Raw genomic sequence first — 14,751 nt, 5'->3', positions numbered from 1 at the left:
CGTAGCCGGATAAGCAGAGAGGTCTCCGGTAAAGGGTTCAACGACCAAGAAGAACCTGTACCCGGAGACCTCGTGGCCACCTTAGCGGTGACACGGCGGTTCGACCTCACCGATGCGCAGTGGGCGCGGCTGGAACCGCTGCTGCCCGCAGGCAAAAGACCAGGTCGACCGTCGCGATGGAGCAAGCGCCAGTTGATCGACGGGATCCGCTGGCGGGTACGTAGGCGCGCCGTGGCGGGACGTACCGGAGTGCTACGGCTCCTGGCAGGCGGTCTACAGCCTGTTCCGCCGCCGGCAGCGGGCCGGCATCTGGCAGCACATCCTCCCGGTGGACTACGACCTGAGCCTGCCGATCACGCCCTCGGGCGGTCCCGGGGCGGCCTGTCGACCAAGCTGCACCTGGCGTGCGACCAGGGCCGGCGGCTGCTGGCCCTGGTGCTCACCGCCGGGCAACGCGGTGACGCGCCACAGTTCCCCGCGGTCATGGCCGCGATCCGGGTGCCCCGGCTCGGGCCCGGCCGCCCGCGCACTCGGCCCGAGACCGTCCGCGCCGACAAGGCCTGTTCCTCGCGCGCGATCCGGCAGCACCTGCGCTCTCGCGGGATCCGATGCACCATCCCAGAGCCTGCGGACCGGATCGCCGCCCGGCAGCGGCGAGGCGCCCGCGGTGGCCGGCCTCCAGCCTTCGATCCAGTCGACTACCGCGCCCGCTCAGCCGTCGAGTGCGGCATCAACCGGCTCAAACGGCACCGCGGCACCGCTACCCGGTTCGACAAACTCGCCGTCCGCTACGAAGCCGCCATCCACATCGCTGCCATCAACGACTGGCTCGTGATTCTTTGAGACACGCCCTAGGCGATCCGGGCGAGATCGATGATCACGTAGTCGTCGCCCAGGGGATAGGCGACCAGATTGTTCGCGCTGATGCCCGGCTCCACGCTGCGGCTGCCCTTCCCGCTGGGGGTCAGACGAAGGCCCAGGTCCCCGGACTTGCCTGTGGCCAGGTCCAGCAGCAGCTGCCGTCGTACGCGCTGGTCCCCGGTCCACACGGTCATGAAGCGGTCGTAGGCGACGCCGGTCAAGGCCGGCTGCTGGATCTGCCGTTCGTTCGAGCCATCGCGCAGGCGATGGAAGGGCTTGTCATCCGCGGCGACGCCCACGCACGTCGTCACGCCGCAGCGGACGTTCTGGTCTCCGGGACGTACCAGCGCCTTGCTCGTCTCTCCGGTTTCGACGTTGCGGATCTCCTCGAAACTGGGCTCGTTGTTCGGTGTGTACTGGCCGGGGGTCCCCACCCACGGCCAGCGCAGGATGTGGTGGCGTTCGGCGTCGGCGACCGGGGTCACAGCGCCGCCCGTCAACGGGAGCGTGAAGACGCCGCCTTCCATGACGGAGAAGGCCAGCCTGTCGCCGACGACCACCACGGTGTCGGCACGACCCTCGACCGGGGCGTCCGTGGGGATGGGCTCTGGCTTCCCACCCGCGATGGGCACCGACCAGAACGTGGTCCGCATGTCGTCGATGGTCTGCCAGACGATGCGATCCTGGGCCGCCGCGTAGTTGGAGGCGTACACGCCCTTCGGGGTGCGGATGTCCGCGATCTTCCGATGCCCGCCAATGGTGAGGTCGTAGGCGTAGATCGCGTCCGCCTTCTCGAAGCTCTCCCAGGTTTCGAGGAGGACGGTGTGGTCGTCGATGAAGACGCGCGGCTGGTACTTCTTGACGCCGGGCAGCTTCGCCGGGATCTTCCAGACGGCCTGCGGCCACACCTGGTCGACAGGTCTGGAAGCGGGGGCTGGGGTCGTCGCGGCGGACACCGAAGGCGTGGCGACCGAGTCCAGCACCGCGGGGCCGTTGTCACCCTGCCCCCGCACCGCCCACCCGACGCCGCCCGCCACCATGACGACGGCGAGGGCCGCAGCCACGGCATGGCTACGCCTCCGGCGACGGCGCGACCGGCCGACGATCTGCGCCGGGAATCCAGCCGGCGCCTGCGGCGCACCCTCGGCCCCGCGCATGATGACCCGGTGGAGATCGTCTTCCAGATCCTTCGTCATGGGACGTTCCTCTCAGCAGATGCGGTGCGGGCCTGCGGCCTCGTCATGCGGTCGTGGCCGGCGGGTGTGGGACGGGCCTTCGCGGGCGACGCGCGGCGCGCGGCCATCTCCGAACGCAGCCTCGCCAGTCCGAGCGAGGCATGGCTGCGAACGGTCCCCTGAGAGATCTTGAGCAGGTCGGCGATCTCGGCGTCGGCCAGCTGCTCGTAGAAGCGGAGCACGAGAACGGCGCGCTGCTTGCGGGGCAGCCCGGCCAAGGCGTGCCAGAGATCCTGGTCGCCGTCGGAGGGCAGCGTGTCGTGGAGCGGGACCTCCGGTAAGGCCCACGACAGATGCTCGCGCCGCCTCAGGCGCCACCGGCTGATGTGCAGCCTGGCCATGATCACCTTGGCATAGCGCTCCGGGTCCTCCTTGCTGCGCACCCGCGCCCATGCGTGGTGCAGCCTGATCAGGGCCTCCTGCGTCAGGTCCGCCGCGTCGTGGGGGTTGCCGCTGAGCGCGTAGCCGTAACGCATGAGCGCGTTGGCCCGCTCGGCGACGAACTCCGCGAAACGGGAGTCGTCTTCCACCTGTCGTCTCCACCCTCTCCCTGGTCTGTCATCTCACAGACGGGGATGGGGTGCGTTTCGTTGAAGAACATCCGCAACTCCGAGAAACCCGCGATTCCGGCCCTGATCCTGGCGGCGTTGCAGGTGTTTGCGGACACCACGGAGAAGATCGGCTGAACGAATGAGTGTGGACTCCACCATCGTCCGGGCTCACCAGCACGCGGGCCGGAGCACGCCGACAAGGTCACCCGCGGAAGGAGCCGCCCGCAGGGGAGCGACATGAGCCCGCCGATCACGCGCTGAGGCGCCCGCGCGGCGCAACCAGTGGCTCAACGACTTTGAAACACGACCTAGGGGGCCAGGAGGACGGCGGCGGTCATGGGGGTGTGCAGGGTCCAGCCGAGGGTGCTGTACAGGGCGTGGCCGTCCGCCGTGGCGACGAGGACGCCGGTGCGGGCGCCGAGTGAGGCGGCCGTGGCGGTGAGGGTTCTCATGACGACGGTGCCGAGGCCGCGGCGGCGGTGGCCGGCCGCGGTCTCCACCTGGTCCACGACGGCGGTGGCGCGGGTCACGGCCAGCTGGCCGCGGGCGGCCACCTCGCCGGCGGCGGTGAGGAGGCGGGCGACGGTGACGCCCGCGCGGGTGGTGACGGCGAGCGTGTAGCCGGGCGGCGCCTGGGCGGGCTCGGGGGCCAGGGCGATGGTCATCAGGTACTCCGGCTTCTGGACGGCCCAGCCGGGCGCGAGCCAGGGGGCGACGGCGTCGGCGGGGGCGCAGATCTTGAGCCAGGTGCCGGGCGCGGTGAGCGCGGTGCTGAGCCGGGTCAGCGTCGCCGGGTCGGCGTCGGGGACGATGTGCCGGGCGACGTGGCCGGGCAGTCCGACGTCCACCCTGAGGCCCCAGGGTTCGGTGACGGGCGCGGGAGCCTGGCGGGAGATAACCCATCCATCCACCCATGCCCGGATTGTCGGCAGATGAATGGTTGTGAGGGTCTCCGTCATGGAATCAGCCTATGGGCAGCCCCTGTCATTTTTCCGGCCAGCCCCCTGTCAAGTGGGCGTACCAGGATAAAAAGGGCGCGGCGTGGCATCGCTCGAACCCGCCACGCGCCGGGTAGTGTCCCCCGTGTGCGCGTTGAGATTCACGGTCATCGGGGTGCCAGGGGCCTGTGGCCCGAGAACACCCTGCCGGGGCTGAGCAGGACGATGGAGCTCGGGGTGCACGCCCTGGAGTTCGACGTCGCCCTGACCGCCGACCGGCGCCTCGTGCTGACCCACGACCTCACGGTCTCCGCCGTCACGAGCGCCGACAGGCGGCCCGCCCACCCGGGCGACCCGCTCTACCCGTACGTCGGACGGCCGGTCAACGCGCTCACCCTGGCTCAGCTTCGCACCCTTGAGGTGGGGGTGCGGCTGCCGCGTCACCCCGACGACCCGTTCGCGCTCACCCAGGCGCCCGTGCCCGACACCCGGATGCCCACGCTGGGCGCGGTGCTCGGGCTGGTCGGCGCGTACGAGGCCGAGGGCGTCCGCCTGCACGTCGAGCTGAAGTCCGACCCGACCAGGCCGCACCTGACGGCCGATCCCGAGCTGTTCACCGAGCTGGTGGTCGAAGAGCTCGACCGTCACGGCAGGCTGGGCGGCACGGCCATCCTGAGCTTCGACTGGCGCATCATCAGGCACGCCGCCGCGATCGCCCCGGGCACCCGGCGCTTCGCGCTGATCGAGCTCGACACCCTGCACTGGCACGACGACCTGGGCGACGACGTCCCCGCCGCGGCCCGCGCCGCCGGCGCGACGACGCTCTCGCCCGAGCACGTCATGGTGGACGAGCGGCTGATGGCGCAGTGCGCCGCCGCCGGGCTCGACGTGGCCGTCTGGACGGTCAACGACACCGGGCTCGCCTCCCGCATGCTCGACCTCGGGGTGGCCGGGATCGTGACCGACTACCCCGACCGCATGCGGGAGCTGTGGCGCGAGCGCGGCCTCGACCTGCCGAGGCCGGTGGCGCCGCTCAGGCCGGTGGGCGTCTAGAGCCAGCCGTTGCGCCGGAAGCCGCGGTGCAGCAGGACGCAGGCGGTGACCATGACGGCCAGCACGGCCGGGTAGCCCCAGACCTGCTTGGTCTCGGGCATGAAGTCGAAGTTCATGCCGTAGATGCCCGCGATCATCGTGGGTACGGCGAGGATGGCCACCCAGGACGAGATCTTGCGCATGTCCTCGTTGGCCAGGGCGTTCGAGCGCGCGAGAGCCGCCTGCAGTATGGAGCTGCACAGCTCGTTCGACGACTCGACCTGCTCGCAGACGCGGGAGAGGTGGTCGCCGACGTCGCGGAAGTAGTCGCGCATCTCCGAGGGGATCACGCGGCGCTGCGGGAGCGCCGACAGGGGCGACAGCAGCGGCGTGACCGCCCGCTTGAGCTCCAGCATCTCGCGCTTGAGCTGGTAGATGCGGTTGATGTCGCGGGAGCTGACGTCGGCGAAGACGGTGGCCTCGACCTCCTCCAGCTCCAGCTGCATGAGGTCGGCCACCTGGAGGTACCTGTCGACGACGTGGTCGGCGATGGCGTGCAGCACGCCGGACGGGCCCCGCTTGAGCAGCTCGGGGTGGTCCTCCAGCCGCTCGCGCACCTCGATCAGGGGGCAGTGCCGCCCGTGGCGCACGGTCACGACGAAGTCGGCGCCGAGGAACACCATGATCTCGCCGGTGGCGATGATCTCGCTGCTCGCGGTCAGCTCGTCGTGGTCGAGGTAGGCGACGGTCTTGAGCACCATGAACAGCGAGTCGCCGTACCGCTCGACCTTGGGACGCTGGTGGGCCTTGACGGCGTCCTCGACGGCCAGCGGGTGCAGGCCGAAGACCTCGGCCAGCCATTCGACCTCGGGCGCGGCGGGCTCGTGGAGCCCCACCCAGACGAAGGCGCCTGCGCCGTCCTCGTTGTGCTTGCGCACGAGCTCCAGAGCCTCGGCGATGTCGAGGGCGTAGATCTTCTTGCCCTCGACGTAGGCGCCGTACTCCACGAGCGAGTCGACGGGGGGCACGCAGGGCTCACGCACGGGCTGCGGGAGCGGGCGCGCGACGCGCGGCTGCTGCACCGGGTGACGGTTGATACGACGGAAAAGCGTGGACGAGCGCATGGCAGTCCCTTTCCGCCCGACCTGGCACGCTCCACGCGCGATGAAAAATCACCTCAATCGACGCACATGCGTGGAGGCACGATCAGGCTGCCGGATTGGAGTGGTCGGGGGTATGCACGGCGTACGTGCGCGAGCACGTACTGCTGGGATCACCAGGATTCATCCCGGACCACCTCCAATCATCACGGGACGCCGCAAAGCCGCCCTAACTTACCACAAGCCGGTGAACCCCGCCGAAGGAACACGCCCTTCCCGCGCCGTCCCCCCGCCGGGACCGGAGCGGCGGCACCGCCACGGGCCTGCGAGAATGGAGCCCGTGCGCGTTCTAGTCATTGGTTCCGGCGGGCGTGAGCACGCCCTTTGCCGTTCGCTCAAGCTCGATCAGCAGGTCACCGACCTCCATTGTGCCCCAGGCAACCCGGGCATCGAGGAGGTGGCCACCGTCCACCCCGTCGATCCCGTCGATCCCGAGCAGGTGGCCGAGCTGGCGACCCGGTTGCGTGCCGACCTCGTGGTCGTCGGCCCGGAGGCGCCGCTCGTCGCGGGCGTCGCCGACGCGGTGCGCGAGGCGGGCATCGCCTGCTTCGGCCCGTCCAGGGACGCCGCCATGATCGAGGGCTCGAAGGCGTTCGCCAAGGAGATCATGATGGCGGCGGGCGTGCCGACGGCCCGCGCGCGCACCTGCGCCACCGAGCAGGAGGCCGCCGCCGCACTCGACGAGTTCGGCGCGCCGTACGTGGTCAAGGACGACGGCCTGGCCGCGGGCAAGGGCGTCGTCGTCACCCGCGACCGCGAGCAGGCGCTGCAGCACGCCCGCGCCTGCGAGCGCGTGGTGATCGAGGAGTACCTCGACGGGCCCGAGGTGTCGCTGTTCGCGCTGTGCGACGGCAGCACGGCCGTGCCGCTGCAGCTCGCCCAGGACTTCAAGCGCGCCTACGACGGCGACGAGGGCCCCAACACCGGCGGCATGGGGGCGTACACGCCGCTCCCCTGGGCGCCCGCGGGCCTGACCGACCAGGTCATGCGCGAGGTGGTGCACCCCACGATCGGCGAGTTGTCCCGCCGCGGCCTGCCCTACCAGGGCGTGCTGTACGTGGGCCTGGCGCTCACCTCGAAGGGGCCGAAGGTGGTCGAGTTCAACGCGCGATTCGGCGACCCCGAGACCCAGGTGCTGCTCGACCGGCTGGAGACCCCGCTCGGGGGGCTCCTCATGGCCTGCGCCACCGGCGAGCTGGGCCCCGACCCGGTCTTCAAGGACGGCTCGGCCGTCACCGTGGTCGTCGCGGCCGAGAACTACCCGGGCCCCCCGGTGAAGGACGACGTCATCGAGGGCTTGGAGCCGACCGGGCACGCGTACGTCATCCACGCGGGCACGCGGCGCGACGGCGACCGCATCGTCTCCGCCGGCGGCCGGGTGCTCAGCATCGTGGGCAGCGGGCCCGACCAGAAGACCGCGCGGGAGAACGCGTACGAGCTGGTGTCGAGGATCCGGCTGCGCGGCTCGCACTACAGGACGGACATCGCGCAATGAAGCACGTTCACTCGGGCAAGGTCCGCGACCTCTACGAGACCGACGAGGGGCTGCTGCTCATGGTGGCCTCCGACCGCATCTCGGCCTTCGACTACGTCCTCGAACCCGGCATCCCCGACAAGGGCGCCATCCTCACCCAGCTCTCGCTGTGGTGGTTCGACCAGCTGAAGGACGTCGTCCCCAACCACGTCGTGGCCAGGGGCGACGACTCCCGCAGCGTGCTGTGCAGGCCGCTGCGCATGGTGCAGGTCGAGTGCGTGGCGCGCGGCTACCTGGCGGGCGGCGGCCTGGCCGACTACCGGCGCGACCGCGCCGTCTCGGGCATCCGCCTGCCGGAGGGCCTGGACGACGGCTCCCGCCTGCCCGAGCCGATCTTCACGCCGTCCACGAAGGCCCCGATGGGGCAGCACGACGAGCCGATCTCGTACGAGCAGGTGGTCGCGGAGGTCGGCGAGGAGACCGCCGAGGAGCTGCGCCGCATCACGCTCGCGGTGTACGAGAGGGGCGCGGAGATCGCTCGCGAGCGCGGCATCATCGTGGCCGACACGAAGATCGAGCTGGGCTGGGACTCCGACGGCGTGCTGACCCTCGGCGACGAGGTGCTGACGCCCGACTCCTCGCGATTCTGGCCGGCCGACGAATGGCAGCCGGGCCGCGCACAGCCCTCCTTTGACAAGCAATATGTCCGGGATTGGTTGACGTCGCCCGAATCGGGATGGGACAAATCCACCGGAAATCCGCCGCCTCGCCTTCCCGACCACGTCGTCGAACGCACCAGGCAGCGCTATCTGGAGGCGTACGAGCGCATCACGGGCACTCCCTTTAACGGGTGATTCGGCTGGGCCACCTGGTGTGAGCGGCTACTGTTGGCCCGATCAAGCCTCACGTTCATTCGCAAGGAGCCGCACGAAATGGTCCGTTACCGCGTGCGCGGTGGCAACGCACTGCGTGGAACCGCGTTCATCCAGGGCGCGAAGAACGCCGTGCTCCCCATGATCGGTGCGGCTCTGCTCGCCGCCAAGGGCCGCACCGTCCTGCGGAACGTCCCGATCATCGAGGACGTCCGCCGCGCCGTGGAACTGGCCGAGGCCGTCGGCGCGTACGTGGAGCTCCACGAGGCGGAGCGCACGCTGGTCATCGACGCGTCCCGGCTGAACAACCCGGTGCTGCCCGCCGAGATCGCAAGGCGCTTCCGCGGGTCGGTGCTGTTCACCCCCGCCCTGCTGCACCGCCTGGGCGAGGCCGTCGTCGAGGGCGTCGGCGGCTGCAACCTGGGCAGCCGCAACCTCGACTTCCACTACCTCGGCTACAAGCGGCTCGGCGCCGTCGTCGACGAGGGCGAGACCGTCATCCACGTCAAGGCGTCGGGCCTGACCGGCGCCACGCTCTACCTCGACACCCCGTCCCACACCGGCACCGAGAACCTCATCATGGCCGCCGCGCTGGCCAGGGGCACCACCGTGATCGAGAACGCGGCGCTGGAGCCCGAGGTGCTGGACGTCATCGACATGCTCAGCAAGATGGGCGCGCGCATCAGGGGCGGCGGCACCGGCTTCATCACGGTCGAGGGCGTCGAGGAGCTGCACGCGGTCGAGCACACCGTGATGCCCGACCGGCTCGACGCCGGCGTCTTCGCCATGGCGGCCGCCATCACCGGCGGCGAGCTGAGCCTCGTCGGCACCGGCCTCGACCTGGGCGTGGTGCGGTACAAGCTGGAGCAGATGGGCGTCGACTTCGCCCGGCAGGGCGCGGTGCTGCACGTACGCTGCGACCGCCCGCTGCGGCCGATCAACATCATCACCGACACCTACCCCGGCTTCGCCACCGACCTGCAGTCGCCGATGATGACGGTCGCCGCCCTCGCCGACGGCACCAGCTACATCCACGAGCGCATCTTCGACGGCAGGTTCGCCCTGGCCGGAGAGCTCAACAAGATGGGCGCGAACGTGCAGGTCGAGGACAGCAGGGCGATGGTCTTCGGGCCCACGCCGCTGACCGGCGCCCGCGTCACCGCGCACGACCTGCGCTCCGGCATCGCCCTCGTGCTCGCGGGCCTGGCCGCCGAGGGCGAGACGGTCATCGAGTCCGGCTACCTCATCGACCGCGGCCACGCTCATCTCGCGACCCGAATGCGCGCACTCGGGGCGGACATTACACGAGAGATTTCTGATCGCTAAATATGCGAGAAAAGCCCCGCTGAGCTGGCGATACATCGAGTCGGAGGGTCAGGCAGAGTAGCTTTCCGGAAAAGTCGGGCGTGACATTACGGGCCCCGCGAGCGATCGTTCCAAAAGAGAGCACCGTAAACGGACGGCAGGATGGGACGAACATTGGTCGAGAGGGCCGAAGAAACTCCCCGAGTGTCACGCCCGGGCGCCATGACACCGGACCTCACCATCGGCGTGGTCGGACCCCACGACCTGGTCGAAAGAGTGATGCTGATGGGGCACGCGGCGGCGCCGCTGCCCTGTCGCCTCGTCGCGGCGGCCTACCGCGACGAGCAGGAGGCGCCCGACAAGGTGACGCGGCTCGGGCCCGGCGTCGACGCGTGCCTGTTCGCCAGCCCGGTCCCGTACGACCTGGCCCGGCGTTCCGGCGTGCTGACGATGCCGGCCACGTACGTGCAGCTGGGCGGGGCGGCGCTGGTGGCGGCACTGGCCAAGGCCGCGCTCGACCCGCGCGTCGACCCGAGAAGGGTCAGCATCGACGTGGTCAGCAGGGCGGACGTCGAGGAGGCGTACACGGATCTGGGGATCTCGGCGACGGACGTGCACAGCCGCGACGAGCCGGGGGCGACGGGAACGATCGCCGCCTACCACGAGCGGCTGGTCAGGCAGGGCGTCACCACGGGAGCGCTGACGTGCCTGCCCGCGGTGGCCGAGCGGTTGCAGACGTCGGGCGTGCCGGCGATCAGGATCAGGCCGACGTCGGCCGCGGTCCGCACGGCGCTGCACACCGCGGCGCTGCTCGGGGCGCACCACCGGCTGGAGGAGTCACAGCTCACCGTGGTGCTGGTGGAGGTGCCGACGCTGCGCGAGCCCGTGCGCCGCGCCGCGCCCCGCTACTGGCGCGACGAGCTGCGGCTGTCGCTGCACCGGCTGCTGGTGCAGGAGGCGAACCGCATCAACGCCACCGTCTGGCCCATCGACGACCACAGCTACCTGATCACCGCGACCAGGGGCTCGATCGCGACGGCGACGGACGGGTTCCGCGTGCTCCCGTTCGCCGGGAAGGTACGCGACGAGCTGGGGCTGGCGGTCGAGGTCGGCGTGGGCATGGGACGCACGGCGCACGACGCGGAGTCGCACGCGCGGGCGGCGCTGGCACGCGCGCAGGCGGGCAAGCAGGCGCAGGGGTTCGCGGTGGACCGCGAGGGCAGAGCGCTCATCCCGGCCCCGCGCATGCCGCCCGCGGGCGCCACGCCGTTGAAGCCGAAGGGCGTCGAGGTGCTGGCCCGGCTGGCGGCCAAGCTCGAAGGCGGGGACACGGTGGTCGACGCGGAGGGCGCGGGCAAGATGCTCGGCGTCACCCCGCGGACCGCCAGGCGGTTGCTGCGCACGCTGGTTGACGAGGGACTCGCGTGGCCGCTTCCGCCGAACCGCACTCCGCAGCCTGGCCGGCCCCGCCAGCTGTACCGGCTGATCGTGGAGAAGCTGGGCCCGAGGTAGCCCGCACGGGCGAGGTCCGCCGCCCCTTCCCCTTCCAGGCGGCGGGCCTCTCTTCGGCCCTCCTTCCGGAGGAATATGGAGGAATGTGGAGAATTATTGACAAAGCGTGTACGGCGGGCGAATGTCGTCGCCGGCTTTTGTGAACTTCTTGGTTGACCCGTGGAGATGCGGGTATGTTCTCCAACGCCCCCGATCGACAGGATTCGGACGGGGGCACCAGCTTTTCCGGCACGTTCCCGAGATGGCCCCCACGAGGGCTGTGGCGACCCGTGCGGGCCGCACGAGGCTCGGGCTTCACAGCAGGACCACCGGCCCTTCACGGCCCTGTGGCAGCCTCTCAGCGCGTCAGCACGCGCAGGACGCGCCCGACACGGGGGCGGTGAGCGGGTCCGCCGGGCGGCGGGTCACGCCGGAGGCCGTCTCCACCGGGAAGCCCTCCCTCGCCCAGTACTCGAAGCCTCCGATCATCTCCTTCACCGGATGGCCGAGCCGGGCGAACTCCAGGGCGGCGCGCGTGGCGCCGTTGCAGCCCGGACCCCAGCAGTAGGTCACCACCGTGGCCCCGGCGGGGACCGTCTCGGCCGCCCTGGCGGCGATCTCGGCGGTCGGCAGGTGGACGGCGCCCTCGACGTGCCCCTGCTCCCAGCTCTCGCGGCTCCGCGAGTCGACCACGACGAGGCAGGGCACGCGGGCGGCGAGATCGGCGGCCACGTCGGACACGTCGGTCTCGAAGGCGAGGCGGGCGGCGAAGTGCGCCGCGGCGACGTCGGGCGAGGCGGCGGGCACCGCCGTGACGGCCGACCCGGAGCCGTGCGTGCTCACGGGACCGGCCGGGGCAGGCGCGAAGAAGGTGGACATTTCGCGAAATTTCCTTCCTTAGTGGCTTCATCTGCGGAAACGCCTCGATCCTCGCAGCCGCCCCGGAGCCGTAACAGTGGCGTGAAAGACCATCACCGCTAAGATCCCGCCAGCTTCCTGGTCCGATCCCGGCGAGGTTTGTCCGGTGACCGCCCGCTATTGTCATCAGCCATGAGCTCCAACGCCGCTGACACCCGTGCCCCGCTCGTCTGGGGCGCGCTGGCCATCGTCTACGTCGTGTGGGGCTCGACCTACCTCGGCATCAGGATCGCCATCGAGACGCTGCCGCCGATGCTCAGCGGCGCGCTCCGGTTCGTCACGGCGGGGCTGCTGCTCGGCGGGTTCCTCCTGGTCAGGAAGGGCTGGGAGCCGTTCAGGATGACGCCGCGGCAGTTCCTCGGCGCCGCGCTCGTCGGGCTGCTCCTGCTGACCGGCGGCAACGGCATGGTGGCGGTCGCCGAACAGCACATCTCCAGCGGCCTGGCCGCGCTGCTCGTGGCGTCGGTGCCGCTGTGGCTCGTGGTGTTCAGGATCGCCGTCAGGGACCGTCCCGCGCTGCTGACCGCAGCGGGGGTGCTGGTCGGGTTCGGCGGCGTCGCCGCGCTGTCGCTCAACGGCGGGGGCGAGTCGGCCAGTACCGGCGGCGTCGTCGTGATCCTGGTGGCGTCGCTGTCGTGGTCGATCGGATCGTTCCTGTCGGCCCGCATCCCGATGCCCGCCCACCCGTTCGCGGCCAGCACGGTGGAGATGCTCGTGGGCGGCGCAGGACTCGCCGTGACCGGCACGTCGCTCGGCGAGCACCTCGACTGGGCGGCGGTGTCGGGGCGCTCGTGGCTGGCGCTCGCCTACCTGGTGCTGGTCGGCTCGCTCGTCGGCTTCACCGCCTTCACCTGGCTGCTCGGCAACGCCCCGATCTCGCTCGTCGCCACGTACGCCTACGTCAACCCAGTCGTCGCGGTGCTGCTGGGCGTCCTCGTCGTGGACGAGCACGTGACCACCCAGATCGTGCTCGGCGGCGTGGTGATCCTCCTGGGCGTCGCCCTGGTGGTGTCCACAGAGCGACGCTCCACGTCGAAGGCCCCCGCCGCCGAGGAGGCTCCGGCCTAGGCGCCCTGCGTCCGCTCCCGGAAGCGGGCGGCGGCGGTGAGGAAGGCGTCGTTCGCCTCCGCGTCGCCGATCGACACCCGGGCGCCCTCGCCCGCGAACGGCCGCACGGCCACGCCCTCCACCGCGCAGGCGGCGGCGAAGTCGAGCGTGCGCTCGCCCAGCCTGAGCCAGACGAAGTTCGCCTCGGTCGGCGGAACGTCCCAGCCCTGCGCGATCAGCGCCTCCCTCACCCGGGTGCGCTCCTTGACCACGCGCTCGACGCGCTCGCTCAGCTCGTCCTCGGCCCTGAGCGAGGCGACGGCGGCGACCTGCGCGAGGTGGTTGACCGCGAACGGGATGATCGTCTTGCGCACGGTGGCCGCGACGGGCTCGTGCGCGATGAGGTAGCCGACGCGCAGCCCCGCCAGCCCGTACGCCTTGGAGAACGTGCGCAGCACGGCCACGTTCGGCCGGTCGCGGTAGAGGGTGAGGCCGTCGGGGACGTCCTCGTCGCGGACGTACTCGCGGTAGGCCTCGTCCAGCACCACCAGGACGTCCTCGGGCACCCGGTCGAGGAACGCGGTCAGCTCGGCGCGGCGGACCGACGTGCCGGTGGGGTTGTTCGGGTTGCACACGAACACCATGCGGGTGGCGGGCGTGATCGCCTTCGCCATGGCGTCGAGGTCGTGGTCCTCGCCGGCCAGCGGCACCCGCACGGACGTCGCCCCGGCCAGGTCCGCCAGCAGCGGGTACGCCTCGAACGAGCGCCAGGCGTAGACGACCTCGGCGCCCGGCTCGCCCACCGTCTCGAAGAGCTGCTGCGCGACGGTGACGGAGCCCGCGCCCAGCGCGACGTGCTCGAACGGCACGTCGTACCGCTCCGCGATGGCCTCGGTCAGCTGCGTGGCGCCCGGGTCGGGGTACCGGTTGATCTGCCGCGCGCCCTCGGCGATCGCCTCCACCACGGAGGGCAGCGGGTCGAACGGCGACTCGTTGGAGGAGAGCTTGAAGGACCGGCCGTCGGGTGCGACCACGGCCTTGCCCGGCTTGTAGGCCGGCATGGTGTCCAGGATCTGGCGGAAACGAGGCATGGCCTAACCATATGAAATGCGGCGTCGTGCGGCACCCCCACCCACCCCGCTTCCGGAGCCTGGGCGCACCGTCACTCCTTGAGTGAACGCAGCATCGGCGGGTGGAGGAGCTCGGCCGGGCCGCGCCGGTAGAGCTTGGCGGGGCGCCCGCCGTCGCGGGTGGTGGTGGCCCCGGCCTCGACGAGGAAGCCCTCGGCCTTGGTGACCTTGCGGTGGAAGTTGCGCGGGTCGAGCGTGCGGCCCCAGACGATCTCGTACACGCGGCGCAGGTCGGCCACCGTGAACTCGGCCGGGCAGAACGCCGCCCCCAGCGAGGTGTACTCCAGCTTGGCGCGGGCGCGTTCGACGCCGTCGAGCATGATGCGGCGGTGGTCGAAGGCCATGACGGTGAGCGCGTCTACGGGCTGCCAGCTCATGTGGGCCTTCTCCGACGCGGGCAGGTCGGGGGCGAGGCCGAGGTAGGCGACGCTGAGGACGCGCTGGCGCGGGTCGCGGTCGGGGTAGCCGTAGGTCTGGAGCTGCTCCAGGTGGACGGGCGCGCCGGGCAGGCCGGCCCGCTCCCCCAGCAGGCGCTGGGCGGCGGCGGGGAGGTCTTCGTCGAGCTGGATGAACCCGCCTGGCAGCGACCAGCGGCGCAGGAACGGCGGGTTGTCGCGCCGCCACACGAGCGCGCTCAGCGCCTGGTTGCGGACGGTGAGCACGACCAGGTCGACGCTGACCGGGATGCTCGGGACCATGGACGGCACGTTACACGCTGCCGTGCGCGGGCTGCGAAC

13 protein-coding genes and 1 pseudogene are annotated in these 14,751 nt (G+C 71.1%); 7 read left to right on the top strand and 7 right to left on the bottom strand.

Annotation, left to right across the window (positions count from 1 at the left end; all coding sequences use genetic code 11):
- Window positions 1-87: 87 nt before the first annotated feature.
- Window positions 88-843: pseudogene (locus BMX74_RS12760) on the top strand (IS5 family transposase).
- 8 nt (window positions 844-851) lie between these two features.
- Here the strand turns inward: BMX74_RS12760 and BMX74_RS12755 are convergent.
- The 3 genes from BMX74_RS12755 to BMX74_RS12740 all read right to left on the bottom strand — a co-directional run bounded on the left by BMX74_RS12755 (window position 852) and on the right by BMX74_RS12740 (window position 3,558).
- Window positions 852-2,057 carry a TolB-like translocation protein gene (locus BMX74_RS12755; RefSeq protein ID WP_143078635.1) on the bottom strand — a complete coding sequence of 402 codons (1,206 nt, stop codon included), beginning with the start codon at window positions 2,055-2,057 and terminating at the stop codon, window positions 852-854.
- Window positions 2,054-2,626 carry a SigE family RNA polymerase sigma factor gene (locus tag BMX74_RS12750; RefSeq protein ID WP_091100395.1) on the bottom strand — a complete coding sequence of 191 codons (573 nt, stop codon included), beginning with the start codon at window positions 2,624-2,626 and terminating at the stop codon, window positions 2,054-2,056. Before BMX74_RS12750 ends, BMX74_RS12755 begins: the two co-directional genes overlap by 4 nt.
- A 329-nt stretch (window positions 2,627-2,955) precedes the next feature.
- The gene (locus tag BMX74_RS12740) at window positions 2,956-3,558 is read right to left on the bottom strand and encodes a GNAT family N-acetyltransferase (protein WP_256256921.1); all 603 of its coding nucleotides are present in this window, start codon (window positions 3,556-3,558) and stop codon (window positions 2,956-2,958) included.
- Window positions 3,559-3,732: 174 nt separating this feature from the next.
- Here BMX74_RS12740 and BMX74_RS12735 point away from each other — a divergent pair, with 174 nt between their 5' ends.
- On the top strand, window positions 3,733-4,638 hold the full coding sequence (locus BMX74_RS12735) for a glycerophosphodiester phosphodiesterase family protein (RefSeq protein WP_055504475.1): 906 nt from the start codon (window positions 3,733-3,735) through the stop codon (window positions 4,636-4,638).
- Here BMX74_RS12735 and BMX74_RS12730 read toward each other — a convergent pair.
- Window positions 4,635-5,741: a magnesium and cobalt transport protein CorA gene (locus BMX74_RS12730; protein ID WP_055504474.1), complete on the bottom strand. Its 1,107-nt coding sequence runs from the start codon at window positions 5,739-5,741 to the stop codon at window positions 4,635-4,637. The two genes, BMX74_RS12735 and BMX74_RS12730, sit on opposite strands and share 4 nt — an antisense overlap.
- Before the next feature lie 316 nt (window positions 5,742-6,057).
- Here BMX74_RS12730 and purD point away from each other — a divergent pair, with 316 nt between their 5' ends.
- The 4 genes from purD to BMX74_RS12710 all read left to right on the top strand — a co-directional run bounded on the left by purD (window position 6,058) and on the right by BMX74_RS12710 (window position 10,940).
- On the top strand, window positions 6,058-7,272 hold the full coding sequence (purD, locus tag BMX74_RS12725) for a phosphoribosylamine--glycine ligase (protein ID WP_055505377.1): 1,215 nt from the start codon (window positions 6,058-6,060) through the stop codon (window positions 7,270-7,272).
- On the top strand, window positions 7,269-8,105 hold the full coding sequence (locus tag BMX74_RS12720; protein WP_055504473.1) for a phosphoribosylaminoimidazolesuccinocarboxamide synthase: 837 nt from the start codon (window positions 7,269-7,271) through the stop codon (window positions 8,103-8,105). The genes purD and BMX74_RS12720 overlap by 4 nt, the downstream gene beginning before the upstream one ends.
- A 78-nt stretch (window positions 8,106-8,183) precedes the next feature.
- Window positions 8,184-9,449 (top strand): UDP-N-acetylglucosamine 1-carboxyvinyltransferase, encoded by a 1,266-nt coding sequence (gene murA, locus BMX74_RS12715; RefSeq protein ID WP_055504472.1) that lies wholly within the window; start codon window positions 8,184-8,186, stop codon window positions 9,447-9,449.
- A gap of 201 nt (window positions 9,450-9,650) precedes the next feature.
- Entirely contained in the window at window positions 9,651-10,940 is a 1,290-nt protein-coding gene (locus BMX74_RS12710) for a GTP cyclohydrolase IIa (protein ID WP_055504471.1), read from the top strand.
- A gap of 345 nt (window positions 10,941-11,285) precedes the next feature.
- Here the strand turns inward: BMX74_RS12710 and BMX74_RS12705 are convergent, their stop codons facing one another.
- On the bottom strand, window positions 11,286-11,798 hold the full coding sequence (locus BMX74_RS12705) for a rhodanese-like domain-containing protein (RefSeq protein ID WP_091100391.1): 513 nt from the start codon (window positions 11,796-11,798) through the stop codon (window positions 11,286-11,288).
- A gap of 171 nt (window positions 11,799-11,969) precedes the next feature.
- Between BMX74_RS12705 and BMX74_RS12700 the strand changes: the two genes are divergently transcribed.
- Window positions 11,970-12,905, top strand: coding sequence for an EamA family transporter (locus BMX74_RS12700; protein ID WP_091100388.1), 936 nt, complete (start codon window positions 11,970-11,972; stop codon window positions 12,903-12,905).
- Here the strand turns inward: BMX74_RS12700 and hisC are convergent.
- Window positions 12,902-13,975: a histidinol-phosphate transaminase gene (gene hisC, locus BMX74_RS12695; RefSeq protein WP_177227326.1), complete on the bottom strand. Its 1,074-nt coding sequence runs from the start codon at window positions 13,973-13,975 to the stop codon at window positions 12,902-12,904. The genes BMX74_RS12700 and hisC overlap by 4 nt on opposite strands.
- A 71-nt stretch (window positions 13,976-14,046) precedes the next feature.
- Entirely contained in the window at window positions 14,047-14,712 is a 666-nt protein-coding gene (locus BMX74_RS12690) for an NUDIX hydrolase (protein WP_055504468.1), read from the bottom strand.
- Window positions 14,713-14,751: the final 39 nt, after the last annotated feature.

It is taken from the genome of Nonomuraea pusilla, assembly GCF_900109355.1.
In the GTDB taxonomy this organism is placed as follows: Bacteria; Actinomycetota; Actinomycetes; order Streptosporangiales; family Streptosporangiaceae; genus Nonomuraea; species Nonomuraea pusilla.
This window is presented reverse-complemented; position numbering and strand designations above follow the sequence as displayed.